15 protein-coding genes and 1 pseudogene are annotated in these 17,274 nt (G+C 50.2%); 2 read left to right on the top strand and 14 right to left on the bottom strand.

All coding sequences use genetic code 11. From position 1 onward, the window contains the following. Positions 1 to 77: 77 nt before the first annotated feature. The 3 genes from KZ483_RS07335 to KZ483_RS07325 form a co-directional block, all read right to left on the bottom strand. Complete coding sequence (locus tag KZ483_RS07335; RefSeq protein ID WP_258881713.1) at positions 78 to 587, bottom strand: family 1 glycosylhydrolase; 510 nt, start codon at positions 585 to 587, stop codon at positions 78 to 80. Further along, positions 503 to 850 (bottom strand): hypothetical protein, encoded by a 348-nt coding sequence (locus tag KZ483_RS07330; RefSeq protein ID WP_220352018.1) that lies wholly within the window; start codon positions 848 to 850, stop codon positions 503 to 505. The genes KZ483_RS07335 and KZ483_RS07330 overlap by 85 nt, the downstream gene beginning before the upstream one ends. Positions 851 to 932: 82 nt before the next feature. Beyond that, a complete protein-coding gene (locus KZ483_RS07325; protein ID WP_220352017.1) occupies positions 933 to 1,493 on the bottom strand; it encodes a helix-turn-helix transcriptional regulator in 561 nt (186 codons plus the stop codon). Positions 1,494 to 1,678: 185 nt separating this feature from the next. Between KZ483_RS07325 and KZ483_RS28365 the strand changes: the two are divergent. Further along, a pseudogene (locus KZ483_RS28365) lies at positions 1,679 to 1,881 on the top strand (IS256 family transposase); the annotation flags it as partial. A gap of 157 nt (positions 1,882 to 2,038) precedes the next feature. Here KZ483_RS28365 and KZ483_RS07320 read toward each other — a convergent pair. The 3 genes from KZ483_RS07320 to KZ483_RS29095 form a co-directional block, all read right to left on the bottom strand. After that, complete coding sequence (locus tag KZ483_RS07320) at positions 2,039 to 3,565, bottom strand: peptidase G2 autoproteolytic cleavage domain-containing protein (RefSeq protein ID WP_258881575.1); 1,527 nt, start codon at positions 3,563 to 3,565, stop codon at positions 2,039 to 2,041. A 465-nt stretch (positions 3,566 to 4,030) separates the two neighbouring features. Beyond that, on the bottom strand, positions 4,031 to 4,315 hold the full coding sequence (locus tag KZ483_RS07315) for a DUF4183 domain-containing protein (protein WP_220352016.1): 285 nt from the start codon (positions 4,313 to 4,315) through the stop codon (positions 4,031 to 4,033). A gap of 83 nt (positions 4,316 to 4,398) precedes the next feature. Then, entirely contained in the window at positions 4,399 to 4,587 is a 189-nt protein-coding gene (locus KZ483_RS29095) for a DUF4183 domain-containing protein (protein ID WP_397376189.1), read from the bottom strand. 1,038 nt (positions 4,588 to 5,625) lie between these two features. On the opposite strand from KZ483_RS29095, the gene KZ483_RS07305 reads away from it, so the two are divergent. Beyond that, on the top strand, positions 5,626 to 6,858 hold the full coding sequence (locus KZ483_RS07305) for a cation:proton antiporter (RefSeq protein ID WP_220352014.1): 1,233 nt from the start codon (positions 5,626 to 5,628) through the stop codon (positions 6,856 to 6,858). Positions 6,859 to 7,163: 305 nt separating this feature from the next. Here KZ483_RS07305 and KZ483_RS07300 read toward each other — a convergent pair whose 3' ends face one another. The 8 genes from KZ483_RS07300 to KZ483_RS07265 all read right to left on the bottom strand — a co-directional run bounded on the left by KZ483_RS07300 (position 7,164) and on the right by KZ483_RS07265 (position 17,271). After that, the gene (locus tag KZ483_RS07300) at positions 7,164 to 8,141 is read right to left on the bottom strand and encodes a F510_1955 family glycosylhydrolase (RefSeq protein WP_220352013.1); all 978 of its coding nucleotides are present in this window, start codon (positions 8,139 to 8,141) and stop codon (positions 7,164 to 7,166) included. Positions 8,142 to 8,354: 213 nt separating this feature from the next. Continuing rightward, complete coding sequence (locus tag KZ483_RS07295; RefSeq protein WP_258881574.1) at positions 8,355 to 8,534, bottom strand: LacI family DNA-binding transcriptional regulator; 180 nt, start codon at positions 8,532 to 8,534, stop codon at positions 8,355 to 8,357. A gap of 9 nt (positions 8,535 to 8,543) precedes the next feature. Continuing rightward, complete coding sequence (locus KZ483_RS07290; protein WP_309568651.1) at positions 8,544 to 12,149, bottom strand: GH32 C-terminal domain-containing protein; 3,606 nt, start codon at positions 12,147 to 12,149, stop codon at positions 8,544 to 8,546. An 88-nt stretch (positions 12,150 to 12,237) separates the two neighbouring features. Beyond that, positions 12,238 to 13,122 carry an ROK family protein gene (locus KZ483_RS07285; protein WP_220352011.1) on the bottom strand — a complete coding sequence of 295 codons (885 nt, stop codon included), beginning with the start codon at positions 13,120 to 13,122 and terminating at the stop codon, positions 12,238 to 12,240. 28 nt (positions 13,123 to 13,150) lie between these two features. Further along, on the bottom strand, positions 13,151 to 13,672 hold the full coding sequence (locus tag KZ483_RS07280) for a Gfo/Idh/MocA family oxidoreductase (RefSeq protein WP_220352010.1): 522 nt from the start codon (positions 13,670 to 13,672) through the stop codon (positions 13,151 to 13,153). Beyond that, positions 13,669 to 13,833: a hypothetical protein gene (locus tag KZ483_RS07275; RefSeq protein WP_220352009.1), complete on the bottom strand. Its 165-nt coding sequence runs from the start codon at positions 13,831 to 13,833 to the stop codon at positions 13,669 to 13,671. Before KZ483_RS07275 ends, KZ483_RS07280 begins: the two co-directional genes overlap by 4 nt. Positions 13,834 to 13,884: 51 nt before the next feature. Further along, the gene (locus KZ483_RS07270; RefSeq protein WP_220352008.1) at positions 13,885 to 15,753 is read right to left on the bottom strand and encodes a glycoside hydrolase family 32 protein; all 1,869 of its coding nucleotides are present in this window, start codon (positions 15,751 to 15,753) and stop codon (positions 13,885 to 13,887) included. A gap of 6 nt (positions 15,754 to 15,759) precedes the next feature. Next, complete coding sequence (locus tag KZ483_RS07265) at positions 15,760 to 17,271, bottom strand: glycoside hydrolase family 32 protein (protein WP_397376162.1); 1,512 nt, start codon at positions 17,269 to 17,271, stop codon at positions 15,760 to 15,762. Positions 17,272 to 17,274: the final 3 nt, after the last annotated feature.

Below are 17,274 nucleotides of genomic sequence, written 5' to 3'. Positions count from 1 at the left end.
TAGGAAAGAGCAGGAACAAATCGCTTATTCCTGCTCCGTCGTCCACGCCGCGACCGCGCCGCCGGCTTTCTAATATGCTATTTATCTACACTGCCGCTCTGTTCCGCGAATATTTCAGGTAAATCCGTTACACCGTTGTTCCCGATAACATCCCTGTACCAGTAAGCGCTGTCCTTCACGGTTCGTTTCTGAGTTTCATAATCGACATAGACCATCCCGAAACGTTTGTCATAGCCGAACGCCCATTCAAAATTGTCCATGAACGACCAGAAATAATAGCCCGCCAGCGGCCCGCCTTCCCGGATGAAGCGGTGCGCTGCAGCCAAATGCTGATGCACGTATTCAATCCGCCGGGGATCGGCGACCTTGTCTCCTGCGCACTCATCATCCATCGCCGCTCCGTTCTCGGTAATGAAGAGCGGCAATTCTCCCGTGTAGTCCCGCTGCACCCGGGTGAGCAGCTTGTATAAAGAAGCGGCGTGGATCTCCCAACCTAATGCAGTCACAGGGCCCCGGGGTTTGGTCTTGCCGATCTGCAGCAGTTCATCATCCCGCCCGCCGGCAGCTGCCTGAGAAGCTTGAACAATACTCCGGCTGTAGTAGTTAATTTCTGCTCCAGCTGTTTATGCACATAGTTGTCGTCGGCTTCAGGAGCGTTGAAGTTGTTCGCCCACGTAATCTCGATCCGTTGTTCGCTCACCTCGGGCTTCGCAGTAACGGGCGACTTCGCTGGAGTCCCGTGATCGCTTAAGTCACCGCAACCGACTACGGCCAGCGACAGCGACATAGACAAGACGATGCCCGTTAAACCCTGCAAAATTTTCTTTCTTTGCCTCTTTATTTGTACCATCGCTTTGACCTCCCCTTTTTTTTACGTTGTATCAATGGAAGAAACCGCGCAGCCGTAAACAGAATTGACTATGGAGAAATCGCTAATTGGTTGTACCCGGCGTTTGTTTCGTTTGCCTGTACTGAACCGGAGTAATACCAAATCGGGCCTTGAATTTAACATGAAAATATTGCACGTTTCGATACCCGACAAGTGATGCGATTTCCATAACGGACAACTTATCGTCCTCTCGCAACAAGCGGGCGGCTTTTTCGAGTCTCATTCTGGTCACGTATTCGGTAAACGATTCGTTCATCACTTCGCCGAATAAGGTGGAAATGTACCCGGGAGCGTGCGATGCCACTTCGGAAAGAATGTTGAGCGAAAGCTCGTCGTGCAAATGCTCATCGATATAGGCTTTCAGCTTGAAAATGACTTTGGCTTGCTTATGATTGACCGAATCCCGTACATGGACCCCATTACGTTCGGAAAGGCTTCGAATCGATGCGATCGTGTCTGCCAGCGTTTCTTTCTTGAGCTCGTCAAATAGATTGGAAGGAGGAATGATCTGCTGGAGCTCCAGTTCAATGATCGTTTCGTACAGTGTGAATCCAGGAAGTAAATAACAGCCGCTTCCCGAGGATTCAAGCAAACAAACTCGCATGACACGGTTCGGTCGAATTCTTCGTATCGCATTTTGAGCTTCTCGCTATCGCCTTCTGTGAGTTGAATATGTACCACCTGATAGCGGCAATCATAACCGGAATTGTGAAGACATCAGGCTCTCCAACAGTCCAGTATTCAGCAATTATATATGGGGAAATTTTTAGTTTTTAAAAAGCGATGGAATCTATCATCAAGAGTTACCATCGCCAACTGCGCAAAGTGACGAAGGGAAAAGCATCTTTCAGACGGATGAACCCTTATTGAAAATGCTGTATCTGATCACCATGGATGTCACGTGTAAATGGACAGGCCGTGTTCAAGACTTGGGTCAAATGCTGCAGCTCTCCCTATTCTATCCGGGCCGCATCGGACAGCAACTGCAATAAAATCCCCCTCGGGGGAAGGCATGGATAGAGTTTACACAAAATTTGACAGACCCTCCCGTGTCTCAACGGGGCATTATATTCTCTTGGTGGGAACATTTTGTCTAGGATGTAATCGTTAAACGAGCATGAGAATTGCCAGACAGAAACCAGCGTACGTCTACTTCACCAGTACCAAAATTTGGTTTGGCCCGGTTCGTTTCATTACCCGGTATCCTTCATTGGAATCCGTGGCAATCCCTTCATTATTCGATTTGGCGTATTTGCCGATTTTGCATGATCCGTCATCATGAACCAGCAATTTCCCAAGCAAACCGACGGAGACCCATTCAGGACGGAGCAAACGCGAAACATAAGTATTGGAAGGATCGTATTCAGGGTTTAAGATCGGTTCTCTTTTCGTCGAAGACGGAGAAATCACATTCCCCCCTCCGACTGCTTTTACGGGTACGCTAACTTCATGATACTGAGTTCTGCCCCATTCGTCTGTAAGAAAGAGTTTATGCCATCGCAAGTCGCTTGCATCTGCAATTACAGCCGGGTTTGCGCTTACAATCCCAAGGATATAATCGTCAGCTGCAGTTGCTTTTCTTATTTTATCGCTTTCACCGTCGAAAGTAACAAAATATCCAGGTTCAATCGGATTGGCATCTGAGGTTTCAAACATTTCAGCAAAATCCGCAGCCCCTGAAGAGATTAGAGAACCATCAAGCCTAAGGTTTCCTGCATTATCCAGTATTGAAGCGTTAAGAGTTGGTCCATCGACAAGGCCGTTTCCGAGATGAAAAGAATAAGGATAGGCCGCAATCGCATTTTGTCCGATAATAAAGGCCCCCTCCAAGCCCCCCGTATTCGTGTTTAATCCTCCTGCATGAGAATACGAGGCATCCGCAACGGTAAGGGAGCCTTCGGAATGAGAACCGACTCCTGTTGAACGCGTATTCGTCCCTTCCGCATGAGAAGCAGGTCCGCTCGATACCGTGAATTGTCCTTCAGAGTGAGAACCAAACCCACTGGAATCAGTTATATACCCTTCAGCATGGGAAGCAAACTCGCTTGCAACCGAAAGGAAACCCTCTGCATGCGACCCGATCCCGCTGGCCGTAGTTCCACCGAACCCCTCCGCATGAGAAAAATCTCCACTTGCCACCGGCCCGGAAGAGAAACTTATATTATTAATACCTCCTTCCGCATGAGCGCCGAACCCGCTGGCGATCGTACCTACACCTTCCGCGTGAGAGCTCGGTCCACTCGCCAAATTCGGAGCAGATTGATCAAGCTGGTCCAGACCACCGCCTTCCGCGTGTGAAGCGTTGCCGCTTGCCGTGTTTCCCTGGCCTTCGGCATGAGCATTAAGGCCCGATGCTGTCGTTAAACTGCCTTCGGCGTGCGACGTCGTTCCCGAAGAGGTGGTTAAATATCCTTCCGCATGTGAGCCAGCCCCACTGGCGGTAGTACCGTATCCCTCTGCATGGGCGGTGTCGGCGCTCGCATTCGTTAGGTAGCCTTCAGAATGAGAGGCGCTGCCGCTGGACGTCGTCGTGCTGCCTTCCGCATGTGCCGTATTGAAAGATGCAATCGTCCGATAACCTTCCGCATGGGCACCGACACCGCTCGCAGTTGTTTCAATGCCTTCCGCACAAGCTCCCATGCCACTTGCAGTCGTATTTATTCCGTTGCATGCCAACTTATTCCCCTCCTTAAGTTATATAGTCAATAAAAGCAACTATTATCTATGTTTATTCATTCTTCCACTTGTGGTAACGGCATTTTATAGGGTCTAGGACTGCAGCACAATTAGACTGCCGACACATTGCCCTTTCGGCAGCCTTCACGTCTTTGTATTAACGCACAGGCCTCACCCATCATTAGCTTCACTGGAGGTCGTGACGTTCGTGGCCGCCGGCATATTGAACGCTCAGTTTTCCTACCCGGGAAAACAGACGGACTGCGGTATCCGCTCATTGAAAATCAACTGGTACTTAACGTTGTACTATCGACAAGACGATGAGTAAGAGGAAGAAGCCGGCAAGCTGCAGCTTGCCGGCTTCTTCCTAGAAAAACCACGGTGTTTATTTTACATTTCAATCATTCAGTGTTCGAAAAGCAGGTTCTCCAACGCGGGGCAGAAGGATTATCGAATATCCGAATGCTAAGTGATTACAAATTCGACCATAATCGGAGTCGCGCCATCCAGCTCATCCCCGTCAGGGATCGTAATCGCAGTAGTCGTCACTGATGAGGTATCCGCTGTTTGGATGACTGCATTAATATATAGATTATAATAAGCATACGATGCGGGAAATGCTGTAGCTGCTACGCCTGCGTCAGTTGTAAACGCAGTAGCGGCAATAGCATAAGCCGCACCGGTTCCGGTTCCGCTGCCAGCCGTAGCGGAAAACCTTCTGCCAGCGACAAAGGGTTTAATTATCGCCATCTTGTCCACCTCCCTTCCCCATATAGTATGTCTTGATCAAGCAAGCGGAAGGGTATTTAAACCAAGCTATTAATGGATTTTTATTAAACGATTATTTGAACTGTAAATTGAACAATTTCTATAATAATGGATGCACCGGCATAGATTGTGGAATCGGGAAAAATGGTAATTTCGTTCAAACTTACAGCGTACAAGCCGCTTTGCTGCAATATGCCGTTAATGTAAACGTTAGTAATGCTATTTGGTCCCGTATTTAAGAATTCGGCTGTCATACTTCCATTATCGTTAATGAACTGATTAGCCGGTATTACCGTGTTACCCTCAATATCTGAAGGTACAATATAAAAAAACCTTTGATCATCCGCAAGAATCGCGATGTCCGGTACAACCGAGGGTCCCGGCGGGCCCTGAATACCCTGAGTGCCCCGTGGGCCTTGTGGTCCTTGAGAACCCTGCAAACCCCGAGGGCCCTGAGGTCCTGGAATGCCTTCAGATCCTTGTGGCCCAGCGGGGCCTTGAACTCCCGGCAAACCCTGTGGTCCTTCTGTACCAGTTGGACCTGTTAAACCGCGTCCACCCCTCTGCCCTGCAGCTCCCGGATCCCCCCGTGAGCCTTGTAGTCTTTTCGTACCGTTCAAGGACACAGCACGGCGCCGGGGTAACGGACACAGCTTGGAAACCGTTTTCTTCCTTTTCTTCTCTGGTTTCTTTGTTCTTCTTGGCAGACAAACAAGTCTCGGTCTGTTCTCCCTCTTCCTAGTTCTGCACTTCCGCTTCCTTATACACCCCAATTCGATGCCTCCTCTACATTATTTGTCGGATTCACTTGGACTCCTCCCTGTCTGCTGTAAGGCCATTATATTCATGTATTTAATTTTTGAATTGGAGTTAAACCCTTTCTGTGCGACCTATTATCATACAGCTTGTTTAAGAAGCTGGCGGGAATGGGAAGACGCTGCATAGGTCGACGATTATACTGTTCACCGTTTTCCAAAGTAAAGCGTGCAGGCCTAACCCGCCCGAGCACGTACAAGTATCGAACGTTTCATGAGGACATCGTACGCGCAAAGCGGGAAATCCACTAGCTCAGAAACTCCGATTTACATCGGACATACTCTTGACCACCACAGCTTGATGAACAGCAAATGCGGAATAAGTATCCCGAGGATTTATCATATTTGCGGCTCTCACAACTTGATACCATGCTATAATTAGAAACATAGTCGAAGTCAAAATATCGGGAAGAGAACGATGTTTTTATGTTCTTGTCATCCGACAGAGAACAACAGGTTATGGAGGTACTGAGGTTTATGCATGAATTCAATGCTACATTTATTCAACTACTGATTTTGCTGGGAATCTCAATGTTTGTTATCGCGGCTGCCAAGAAATTAAATCAGCCTTATTCCATCGCTTTAGTCCTTGTCGGTTTACTTCTAGGTGTTACGCAAATCCCCTTTTTGGAGGAAGCCGAGACTTACATCACACAATCCCATGTGTTTCAAGCCATTATCATTTCCTTGTTTTTGCCTATCCTGCTCGGAGATGCGACACTGAAACTGCCTTTCTCACATTTGAAGGAGCAAAGGAAACCTGTGCTCGCTTTAGCATTTGGGGGCACGTTCCTTTCATTCCTGATCATTGCCTTATTATCGTACTACATAATGGATTTACCACTGGTCGTGGCATTCACGTTTGCTTCACTAATGAGTGCAACGGATCCAATTAGTGTCATCACGATTTTTAAATCGATTGGTGTTCCGAAGTCCATTGTGACTGTCATAGAAGGGGAATCATTGTTAAATGATGGGATCGCCGTCGTTTTATTTCAAATCTCCTCAATCTACCTGCTTTCATACATGGAAATGGGTTGGGCTGGGATCGGCAGCGGCATTTGGCTATTTCTGAAGTTCGTACTTGGCGGGATTACCATTGGCGCAATATTGGGATATGTGTTCTCACAGCTAATTCGTCTGTATGACGATTATCCGCTTGAAATCGGCTTTTCTATGCTGCTCTTTTTTGGAAGCTTCTTCATTGCAGAGCATTTCCATGTCTCCGGTGTTATTGCCGTCGTCGTTAGCGGATTAATCTTGGGCAGCTACGGGGCAAAAGTTGGAATGTCTGAAACGACGCTCACCAATATCAACTCATTTTGGGATGTTGTAACGTTGATTGCGAACTCACTGATTTTCCTTATGATCGGCCTTGAGATTAAAAACATCGACTTTTCGGATAAATGGCATATTATTGCAATAGCTATCATCATTGTCCTTGCCGGCCGTACTGTTGCGTTGTACGTTAGTACCGCTAAAATACGAAACTTCCCAGGCTCCTGGAAAGCTGTATTAAATTGGGGTGGTCTTAAAGGCAGTCTTTCGATTGCACTTGCTTTAAGCTTGCCTCAATCATTCGAGGGCCGCGAAACGGTATTGGTGTTGACGTTCAGCGTTGTACTATTCTCGTTGCTAGTTCAGGGCCTTACCATAAAACCGCTAGTACTCAAGTTGGGGCTAGGAGAGAAAGCCAAAGAGAGGCATTGATTGGAGAGTTGAATGAAAGCATTGCTTGAGGAGTCTGCCACTAAGGGAGGACTGTGAATACCATGGACAATGTTGGTTTTGGGATTGACGACGCGGCAGGGTTCACTTGGCACCCATATAAAATTAATTCACCCCAATATTAGTCGAATTATAGAATATGACAGGGTTACGCACGGTCCTGCCCGTAAAAGGAGCTGCCGCAAAGCAAGCTCCTCAGCTACGAACCTATTAGTTGAATAGATGACGGCAATTATTTATGTTCTATCTCGATAAGAAAGAAATAAATAAGTGCATTATCGTACCTCCTATTCATGATTCACAGGTTGTCCTTGATCGGCAATGTGCTGCCAAGTGACGCCATGATCTTTGGAAATATACACATCTTTTTTTTCAGTGGCGAAGGCCAACTCTTCCCGATTCGTCGGACTCCCCGACAGGTATACAATTGCGTCACCATTTTGCACCGGCGTTTTAATGGTGCTAGGTTGTTTCGTTTCCAGATTAACACTGACCAGTTCTGATTTTCCGGTACCGATCAGTAGCTCCCCTTGATCCGTAAAAGCTACGGCAGAAACCGGCTGACCGGAATAAATAGCGGCAAACGTTTGGCCGTTATCCTTTGAAAGATAAGCGCCCGAAGTTGTGCCGATCGTGACAATCGCGTCCTGTGTCGGATGCACCGCGAGCGACGTAATTTGCCCCAGAACACCTGACAATGGGCTGCTTACCCAAGTCTCACCTTCATCTCGACTGTAGAACAACCCCGCCTTTTTCATTTTCGAATTTGGCTCAGAATTTAGAACATAAAGGGTATGCGTGCGATAACTCACACTCATGTAATGAAGGTCCACTTCGCCTTCTAAAGCAAGAACGGTAATTGATTTCCCTTCATCGGTGCTTTTGATCAGACCCATAGGATTTTTGAAGGCGGAACCGGCTGCAGGATGACCGCTGCTGTAAAAGCTGTTATCAGCCATTGAAAAACCCATGTAATCGTGCTTTTCCCCAGCGGCGTCGATCCACCTGCCGTCGGCATATACTTTTAGCCCGTTATGTGCCGGAATAAAAAGTCGCTTGCCGTCGCTGGAGTAACCGAGGCCATGAACATGCGTCAAAGTTGCATCCCCCGCATCGTGGGGCCCGTGGTCGGCCGTTTTCTTAGCACAAGCTGTAAACACTGTTACAATAACAACTGCAATTACAAGTATAATAATGATTTTTTTCAGGAAAACATCCCCTTTAACAAATTTTCTATATTGTCCTTGTTTATTCACGCCATTCATATATTTTCAGACATTGATATTAGCATGAAGTTCTTAGAAATGCAGGTCCGCTATCGGTCGTCTGCCCACCTCCCCTCTATCATGTTATCACCAAAAAAAGAATCGTACAAATCGAACAAATAATAACCAGACCCACAACGAGCATTCAACGGGGGCCTCGTTTTCTATTCTTCACGCTACTCTAAATTTTCCACTTTTCTCCGCTGTACATGTTCAAGGAAGCAAACGCATGCAGCCTTCCTCGGTCTTCTCACTTACAAGCTTCCCACCGTTCAGCACTCTGCATACAGTGGCTACGGATACGTTCGCTCGGTCCGCAGCATCGACAATTCGGCTGTCATTCATAGCATCACTTTCTTTATCTCGTATTGGATAGTTTGCCGTTGTTGACATTTGCGATTGTTACGGTTCCGTCTTCATTCTCCGCAATAGTCCATCGTTGATTGTCGTACCAAGATACGTATAAAGCTGAAGTTTATTCTGGCCTATGTCGAGATCAAGCGCCTTGCCTCCCGTAGTGCGGATCGAATAGGAGCCTCGCTCGTCCCCGGCAGGCACAAGCACCCAGCTTTGAAAAGCGGCTTCATCCGCATCACCAATGTTAACGACCTCTCCGTTTTGCGACTGTGCGGCCGATAACCGTTTCCCTGATCCGGCATTGATAATGGCTACCGTATCCAGCTGTGCCTCGCTTGCGCCCGTTACAAAGACGTTCTGATAGGACGCGCGTCCTCCGAATACGTTAATCCCGAAATGTCCTTCCGCAAATGTGCCGTCGTTCAAGTCGATGATTTTCTCCCCGTTGACGTAAATTTCGATGTGCGGTCCGCTCGCAACAATCTTTACCTTGTAGGTGAGGCCCGCTTGCACGAAATGAGGTACTCTCGCCAATACCTGGCGTTCCGCAAAGCGTCCGTCCACTTTATAAAATAAACGGTATGCTTTCATGCTCGTATCCAGGTTAAAATAATAACCGCTCTGTCCGTCTTCGCTCGCCCGGAACAGGATCGAGCCGGCCCCGCCCGTCTCGGCGAGCTTCATATCGGCTTCATACGTAAAGTTGCCGGCAGCCTCTTGGGCCATATAATTGGCGTCGGTGAAATAGCTGCCGCGAATGCCGTCATCGGTCAGTACCCAGTCGGACCCCGACGGATGCGCACTCCAACCGGATAAGTTCGTCTTAAACTCGCCTCCGGTCACGCTGATCTTTACGCTAGCGGATGCTTTGCCGTTCGGTGTGGAGGCTGTGATGACCGCTTCTCCGATTCCTGCCGCTTTAATGGCAGCACTCGTCTTATCCTGGGATTCCAGCCTCACGATACTGGGATTGCTGCTTTTCCAAACGATCGGCTGCCCTCCTTTGCCGGGACCATTCCGGGCGGCGGCGTACAGCGTTTCTGTTTGTCCGGCGCTAAGCTCCCTCAAAGTGGTATCCATTACGACTTTCGCAGACGAATCGGCATTGTCCCTCCACGTATTGTCCAATGCGAAAGCATTCATCGAGACGACTTTGACTTCTCCGCCATTAGCATAGAAGCTCATCGTTCTGCTTGCGGGATCCGGCAGTATGACATCCGAGAAGACGACAAGACCGTCGTTCCCGAAAACCTCAACGGATGATTCATCCACGAAAATATGCATTTTCACCCTAGAATGATCCGGTGTCAAAGGAGCCTCATGGTAGGTTGTGAACAAAGGAGAGAAATCCGTCTCGCCGGAAGCGGCCCGGTCGATGAACATGATGCTGTCGCCGGTTTTGTAACCCACTACCGTTTTGCTGCCGCCTGCCCCTTCGCGAAGGTTGAAGCCGAAATCCGTTACGGTGCTGCCTGCCGGAATTTCCACTTCGGCTTCGATTTCATAAGCCCCGGAAACCAGACCTTTCAGCAAGTTTGGCGAATCCGGGCCGACGACTTTATTCGCTGTCGAATAAAGATTGTTCCGCAGCGCCGAGAGCTCATTAATAGGAGCTTGATATAAGCGCACCCCTTCCTCCGTCGATCTGAGCGATAGCTCTCTCGGAATGGTCATCTCCCCGCTCCAGCCCGAAGTCGGGAACGCGAACGGATAATCCCAATTCGTCATCCAAGCCAGCATCACTCTGCGATCATTAGGCATGTCCGCGAACGTCATGGAAGCATAAAATTCTTTGCCGAAATCCGTCTTGAGCACTTGGCCTGCCGGATTATCGTTCACAAACTTTCCTTCCGCGGTCAGCTCGCCGACAAAATATTCGGCATCGGATCCGGCCGTCTTCGGGTTAGCCCCGGTGCTGATCATGAGCACCCATTTCTTCTCACCGCTGCCGTCAACGGTAAGCTGGAATAAATCCGGGCATTCCCATACCCCTCCGCGCACATAATTGCCATAACCGAATAAATCCGTCAGTGTCCAATCGATCAAATTCGTCGATGTAAAGATCCGGACGTGATCGCCTCCGGATACGACCATCACCCAGCGATTGTGATCATTATCCCGAACCACCTTCGGGTCACGGAAATCCCATCCTCCCGGATCCCCGCCATTTTTGCCCGGATTTTCGATGACGATCGGCCCATATTGCCACGTACGCCCTTTATCAGTGCTGTAGGCAATACCGATCCGCTGGTTGCCGTTTGGGCTGTCCGGATTGTAGGCTGTGTAATAGGCGATTAAGCCTTTTCCTCCGGATTCGCCGAACAAACCGGAAGCATTGTTCATATCCGCAACTGCCGAGCCGGACCAGACATGGCCAAGATCGTTCCAAGGCAGTGCAATAGGAAGTTGCTTCCAATGAACCAGATCCGTGCTGACCGCATGCGCCCACGTTCCGCCATCCTGATGGAACAAATGATATTCGCCCTCGAAATAGACAAGCCCATTCGGATCACTTGCCGATCCCCGGATCGGCGAATAATGATATTGCGGGCGATATTTTTCCGTGTAATAGTCCGATGCAGCCGTTACATAAGTATCCTGGAAGCTTGCAGTGCCCTGCCCCACCGCATACCCAACGTAACCGCTCTCATAGCTGCTATCCGCGACGTCGATCGCCGCAGGCGTATAGCCGTCGATAAAGATCCGAATCCGTTTGCCCTCCGTATTCACTTCCAGATGGTGAACGGCCGCCGGCTGGCTCGGGTAAGCCTGAACCGCATCCCGTATAACCGTGCCATCCGATTTCTGCAGCCGTACGCGGACTTGATCCCCTTCTTTCTTCAGCAGCGCCTCATAGCCCTTCGACCCGTCAGCGCTTGTCCTGAAAACAAGTGCAGCTTCTGCGCCCGTATCGCCGAGAGCAATATTCCCTTCATAAACAAAATCCGCGGCCTGCTTGTCATATTCATATATTTTCACCGCTTTGCTCTGGCCGCTCACAATGCCTTTATCGCCTTTCAGATCGGGCTGCCATGTTCCTTGCTCCACAATCGTCTGCCCCAAATTGCCGTTCAGTCCGCTGACTCGGATGTTTTGGAACAAAGCCGATCCATCCCAAACATGAAGACCGAGATAGCCTGTATGGTACGCGCTGTCATTGACGTCGATAATCGGTTTATACTGGCTGCCCCAGTACACTTTCAGATTGTCACCGTCGGCCTTCACCTTGAGGTGATAGATTTCTCCTTCCTTTAAAGTGACCTGCCGTTCCTCAAACAGCCTGCCGTCACCTCCGCGGGCATCCTTCAGCCGCAGGAGACCGGCACTCGGCACAACTTGCAGCATATAAGACGACCAGCCGTCTTCATTCGAACGGAAGACCAGCGTTGCGTCGGCCTTCATGTCTTTTATTTGGACATCCGCTTCATAAATGAAATCGTCCGATCTGGTCTCGGACATCACAATCGCGTTGTCACCCGGCCCGGAGGTGATCAGCATGCCCTGCTCGGTATCCTCTAACGTTCCTTTTCCTGTAACCCGCCAACCGGACAGGTTGGTGTTTGCTTTCATCTGGACATTATCTGCTGCGAAACCTGTTTGCGGAGCGGCAACAGAAATTCCAATCGAAGCAGTCAAGATTGCGGCTGACAAAAGTAACCTCATAACATTGGTTGCAAGTTTTATGATGCATCCCTCTTTTCCAAGAAATGAATGATCGTCAAACAGTGAAAGTAACCGATCATCTCCGCGATCTCTTCAGAGCGTTAAGACCCAGAGCCAGCGAACCGGCCAGCCCTGCATTTTCTCCCAATCCTGGGGGAACGACATAGTTATCGATCCGATCCAGAATTTCGTCTGCCTGAACATACCCGTTCAGATTTTTACGGACTTCGCTGCGAATAAGCGGAAATAACTGCTGCTGATGCATGACGCCACCGCCCAAAATCACTTTTTTCGGGGACAGCGTCAGGATGACGTTGCTTATCGCTTGACCGATATAGAACGCCTCGATTTCCCAGGCAGGATGACGGGCGGGGATTTCACTCCCTCTCACTCCCCATCTTGCTTCAATCGCAGGACCGGCCGCCATGCCTTCCAGGCAATCGCCATGATAAGGACACACTCCGGCAAAACGGTCTTCGGGGTGGCGTCTTGTCAGCACGTGACCGCCTTCGGGATGAACAAGCCCGTGAATAAGCTTCCCTTCCGAATAGACACCTACGCCGACACCGGTACCTACCGTGAAATAAACACAACTGTCAAGCCCCTTTGCAGCTCCCCAAGTCGCTTCGCCATAAGCGGCCGCGTTCACGTCGGTATCCCATCCGAACGGGACGTCAAATACTTTCCTGAACACATCCAGAAACGGATAGTTTGCCCAACCTGGTTTCGGGGTCGTCGTGACGAATCCATAATAGGGGCTCTGAGGATCGATATTTAGCGGGCCGAATGACCCGATCCCGATGGCTTCCACTTGCTTGTTTTTGAAAAAATCGATGACGCTTTCCATCGTTCGTTCGGGACGCTCCGTAGGAAAGCTTACGCGCTCTTCGATGACGCCGTGTTCATTTCCTATGCCGCATACAAATTTGGTTCCGCCTGCTTCGATTGCGCCGATACGCATCTCTCATAACCTCCACCAGATTTCGAGACTATCTTTTGAATGTTTCCATTTCCTGCAGAACCGTATCTTCGTAGGCATGCTTATGACCGAAAATGATCTCCTGAACCGCAACAGGCTGTCCGATCGTCGCCGACTCCAACGCGGCAAATACTACCCCCAGAGCCTCCAGCCCCCGTTCCGCGCTGGAGATCGGCGGCTTGCGATCCGCGATAGCATCCCACAATTCCACATAGGAATGGGTAAACGGATTTTCCGCCACATCCGGCGCATAACGTTCGATGATCTCGGCCATCGGCATGGTTTGTCCGTTCTCAAGGGTCGCATGGCTGCCTGGGCGGAAACAGCCTTTGCTGCCGTAGATCCAAACTCCGCCGGTGCTCTCCCCATGTGCGGCCGTACTGCACATCCAGTGTCCGAGCCCTCCGTTATCGAATCGGAAAACCGTTACCGACGTATCTTCGCCGGTCGGATGAATCGTCGTTTCCCCGTTGCTGAGCTGCTTCTCGAAAATTTCCGCATAAGCGAAAACTTCTTTGATCGGACCGTTCACTTCCGTGAAAAAATGGGTGCAGTGGACGCCGTGATCGTTGATCCACCCCGCACCTGCCCTTTAAGCTCGAACGTCTCCCTGCCTGCACGCTTTAACTGCTCAAGCCCTTCCAAATGTGCCGTGGAAATGACCCCGCAGCCGATAAACCCAAGAAGTTTCATATCGTGTGTCCCTCCTGGTTGCTGCCCAATTCATGTCCGTACTGGTTACCCTTACTTCTTGTTGTCATACACAAATATGTTGAAAGTCGCACTCACGCTGCCGTCTTCGCTGGTCGCTTTGATCTCTGCCGATCCCGGCTTCAGCCCTTTCACGATAACGCCGTCTTCCGCCGTTTCAACAGCCGCGACTGCAGCATCGCTTGCTTCCCACCTGATCAGCTGGGGGGAGCTGAGCGGTAGGACAGCGGCCGCCATCTTCCGGCTGTCGCCCACGGGTACATCCAGCGAGTCCTTGCCAAAGACAATTCGAAGCGGCATAGGGTCATCCGGATCTTCATCGCGCCAAACCGATCGCATCGGATAGAAGTGAGCCTCATTTAGCGTCACGCCGCCTTCCGCCGCGGTTAATTCCAACCCGCTGCTTGTCTGGTCCGGGAAAATGAGGTTGGAAAAAACAGTCTCACCGTCGTTCACAAACAGCTCAATGCTCGATGAATCGACGAAGAACCGGAGCTTCAGCTTATTGTTGATCAGCCTTACCGGCGCAGACATCGTCTCCGCGAACCCTTGCTCAAACGAGGCAGCGCCTGAATGTGTACGATCGAAGGTAAGCCGCCCGGTCTGGGCGTCATAGCTTACAACGGTCGTCTGGCCGTTTCCTTGTCTCAGATTGAAGGCAAATTTCGCATTTGGCTGGACGGTCAATTCCGTTTCCAGCTCATAGGACGTTCCTTTTATACCTGCGAACGGGTTATGGCTTGCATCCAATGACTGCTCAGGCAGAGACACTTCCTTGCCCCGCAGCGTCTGCAGCTCCTTGATCGGCTCTTGAATCATCCGCAAGCCTTCACCCTCCACCTGCCTAAGCCGCAGCTCCCGCGGGATCGACATATTCCCTTTCCATCCGTCTGTCGGCATGGCGAACGGATAACGCCAGTTGGACATCCAGCCCAGCCATATGCGGCGGCCGTCTTTGGCCGGAATATCGGAATAGGACACAGCAGCGTAGAAATCTTTGCCATAGTCCGTCCACAGCACGTCCGAAGGCTTGTTGTCATTTGTGAACGTTGTGCCGTCGAACGACCCTATGAAGTATTGAGCGGTTGACCCTTTGGTTTGCGCATTGCTGCCAATGCTCACGGTCAACACCCACTTCTTCTCTTTGGTCCCCTCCACGGGCAGCTCGAACAAATCCGGACATTCCCAGACAGCCGCGTGCGAGCCTTGGTCGCTTCCGAACTCGCTGGCCATCTTCCATGTTTTCAGATCAGGCGATCTGTAGAAGCGAACACGGTTATCGACCGAGACGATCATGACCCAGGAATGACTCGGTTCGTGCCAGAACACTTTCGGATCCCTGAAATCTTTCAGTCCCGGGCTGGGTATAACCGGATTCCCCTCGTATTTGGTCCACGTTCTGCCTTTATCTTTACTGTAGGCAATGCTCTGGGACTGAACGCCACCTTTAAAATGGGTAAAGATCGCGACTAGACCTGCTTTGCCTCCGAAAAATCCGCTTGTATCGTTCCAATCGACCACCGCGCTGCCGGACCATATTTCTCCTAGCGAATCCCTGGCAAGAGCCACATCCAGGTTCTCCCAATGGACCAAATTCTTGCTGACGGCATGTCCCCATTGCCCGCTGTTTTGATAAAACTGATGGTACTCGCCCTCAAAATACACCATGCCGTTCGGATCGCTCATATTGCCATAGGGCGGCGATAAATGATACTGGGGACGGTATCGTTCCGTATAGTAATTCGGATCGCTCGAATACTGGAACGCCGATTCTTCTTCCGAGACCGATCCGCCTTCCGAGGAAGTCAATTTGCCATGACCTGTCATCAGAACCAATGCTCCCAGCCCTATGAGTATGATTGCAGCTGCTCCGGCCGTCCAGACCCACGCTTTCTTACTCATGCTGCCTCACGCTTCGCCTTGGACCCATATATTTTTCAGCGTCCACGCTTCCAGCTCAAACTTGACGGGACCTCCGTCAGCGAATATCCGCAGCCCGTCGCTGCCGCCAGAAGGATAAACCCGATTCGTAATGACCCGCTCGCCTTCATTGGCAAAAAGCTCCACTGACGATGTATCCACAAAAATGTGCAGCTTCATCGATCCATCCGTACATTCAAGCGGAGCAACGCTTATGTGTTGGTCACGGGTTCCCTCATAGTCGCGCTTCATTTGCAGCATCCGGTCTTCCACCTTGTAGGTGACAACCGTTTCTTCCTTGCCGTCGTCAGAGCAGCGCAGCTTGATGCCGAATTCCTTCACCTCTGCGGCAAACTCGATGCGGGCTTCCAATTCGTAGCTTGTGCTTCTGAACCCAGTGATTCTCATCTGATCGGATTCAATCGTATGGCTTCCTAATGCATAATGCTCGTTTCTCAGAAGTTTATGCTCCTGCACAGGCCTCATGAAGAGCTTGCCGTGCTCCCCAGGAACGAGCTCCCGCGGAATCGTCATCGCGCCTAACCAACCGCGGCTTGGCGCTTCGGTAATCGATTTGGAGCCCCACATGTCCATCCAAGCCATCAGGATGCGGCGATTTTGTCCGTCCAGCAGCGTCTGAGCCGCGTAGAAGTCGTATCCGTAATCCAATTTATCCTTGTAGCGATAATCGAATTTGCCGGTTTCATAGTTCATTTCGCCTGTGAGGTACATGTTTCTTTCTTGAACGTTCATTGGCGACAGGATCAATGCATGATGTCCCCCCATGGGAAATAAATCCGGGCATTCCCACATGTCCCCCATTGTACCGTCGCTTTCCGCGGCAATACCCAAATACGTCCAACTCTTAAGATCCGCCGATCGATACAAATGGATTTTGCCGTTTCCGTCTTTTCCGGAACCGACGACCATATACCATTGATCCTCGTATTTCCAAACCTTCGGGTCACGGAATCCGAAGCAATTTTTCTCAGGGGAATCGGCGATAACCGGGTTGCCGGCATATTTTTCAAAATGAATGCCGTCCTCGCTTCTCGCGATACATTGTGTTTCCTTAATGTCGTTGTCATCCACATGACCGGTATAAATTAACGTTAATACTCCGTTATCGTCCACTGCGGAACCGGACCAGCAGCCATGGCCGTCCAGCGTTCCCTTGTCGTACCATTCGGAAGGCGCCAATGCGATTGGCAAATGCTCCCAATGAACCAGATCCTTAGATTTGGCATGCCCCCAGTGCATCGGGCCCCATTTGGGGCTGTACGGATAATGCTGATAGAACAGATGGTATTCCCCCTTGTAGTAAACGAGACCGTTGGGGTCATTCATCCAGTTTGCGGGAGGCATGAGATGGTAATGCAGTCGATGCAGGTCACCGGCGACCGATTCGTTAACAATTGCGAGCGCTTCGTTTCCTAAATTTATCGATTCCTGATGGGCGGTTTGCCGCTCTACATAAGCTTCTTCTTTCAATGGTTTCATCTC

The sequence above is a fragment of the Paenibacillus sp. sptzw28 genome (assembly GCF_019550795.1).
Taxonomy (GTDB): domain Bacteria; phylum Bacillota; class Bacilli; order Paenibacillales; family Paenibacillaceae; genus Paenibacillus_Z.
The sequence above is the reverse complement of the archived record's forward strand: the minus strand, read 5'-3'. Positions and strand labels throughout refer to the sequence as shown.

Bases quoted from the DNA above. Each gene is read 5' to 3' on its own strand.
- KZ483_RS07330 (WP_220352018.1), bottom strand. From the start codon at position 850: ATGGTACAAATAAAGAGGCAAAGAAAGAAAATTTTGCAGGGTTTAACG.
- KZ483_RS07325 (WP_220352017.1), bottom strand. From the start codon at position 1,493: ATGCGAGTTTGTTTGCTTGAATCCTCGGGAAGCGGCTGTTATTTACTT.
- KZ483_RS07315 (WP_220352016.1), bottom strand. From the start codon at position 4,315: ATGGCGATAATTAAACCCTTTGTCGCTGGCAGAAGGTTTTCCGCTACG.
- KZ483_RS29095 (WP_397376189.1), bottom strand. From the start codon at position 4,587: ATGACAGCCGAATTCTTAAATACGGGACCAAATAGCATTACTAACGTT.
- KZ483_RS07305 (WP_220352014.1), top strand. From the start codon at position 5,626: ATGCATGAATTCAATGCTACATTTATTCAACTACTGATTTTGCTGGGA.
- KZ483_RS07300 (WP_220352013.1), bottom strand. From the start codon at position 8,141: ATGAATGGCGTGAATAAACAAGGACAATATAGAAAATTTGTTAAAGGG.
- KZ483_RS07295 (WP_258881574.1), bottom strand. From the start codon at position 8,534: ATGTCAACAACGGCAAACTATCCAATACGAGATAAAGAAAGTGATGCT.
- KZ483_RS07285 (WP_220352011.1), bottom strand. From the start codon at position 13,122: ATGCGTATCGGCGCAATCGAAGCAGGCGGAACCAAATTTGTATGCGGC.
- KZ483_RS07275 (WP_220352009.1), bottom strand. From the start codon at position 13,833: ATGAAACTTCTTGGGTTTATCGGCTGCGGGGTCATTTCCACGGCACAT.
- KZ483_RS07270 (WP_220352008.1), bottom strand. From the start codon at position 15,753: ATGAGTAAGAAAGCGTGGGTCTGGACGGCCGGAGCAGCTGCAATCATA.
- KZ483_RS07265 (WP_397376162.1), bottom strand. From the start codon at position 17,271: ATGAAACCATTGAAAGAAGAAGCTTATGTAGAGCGGCAAACCGCCCAT.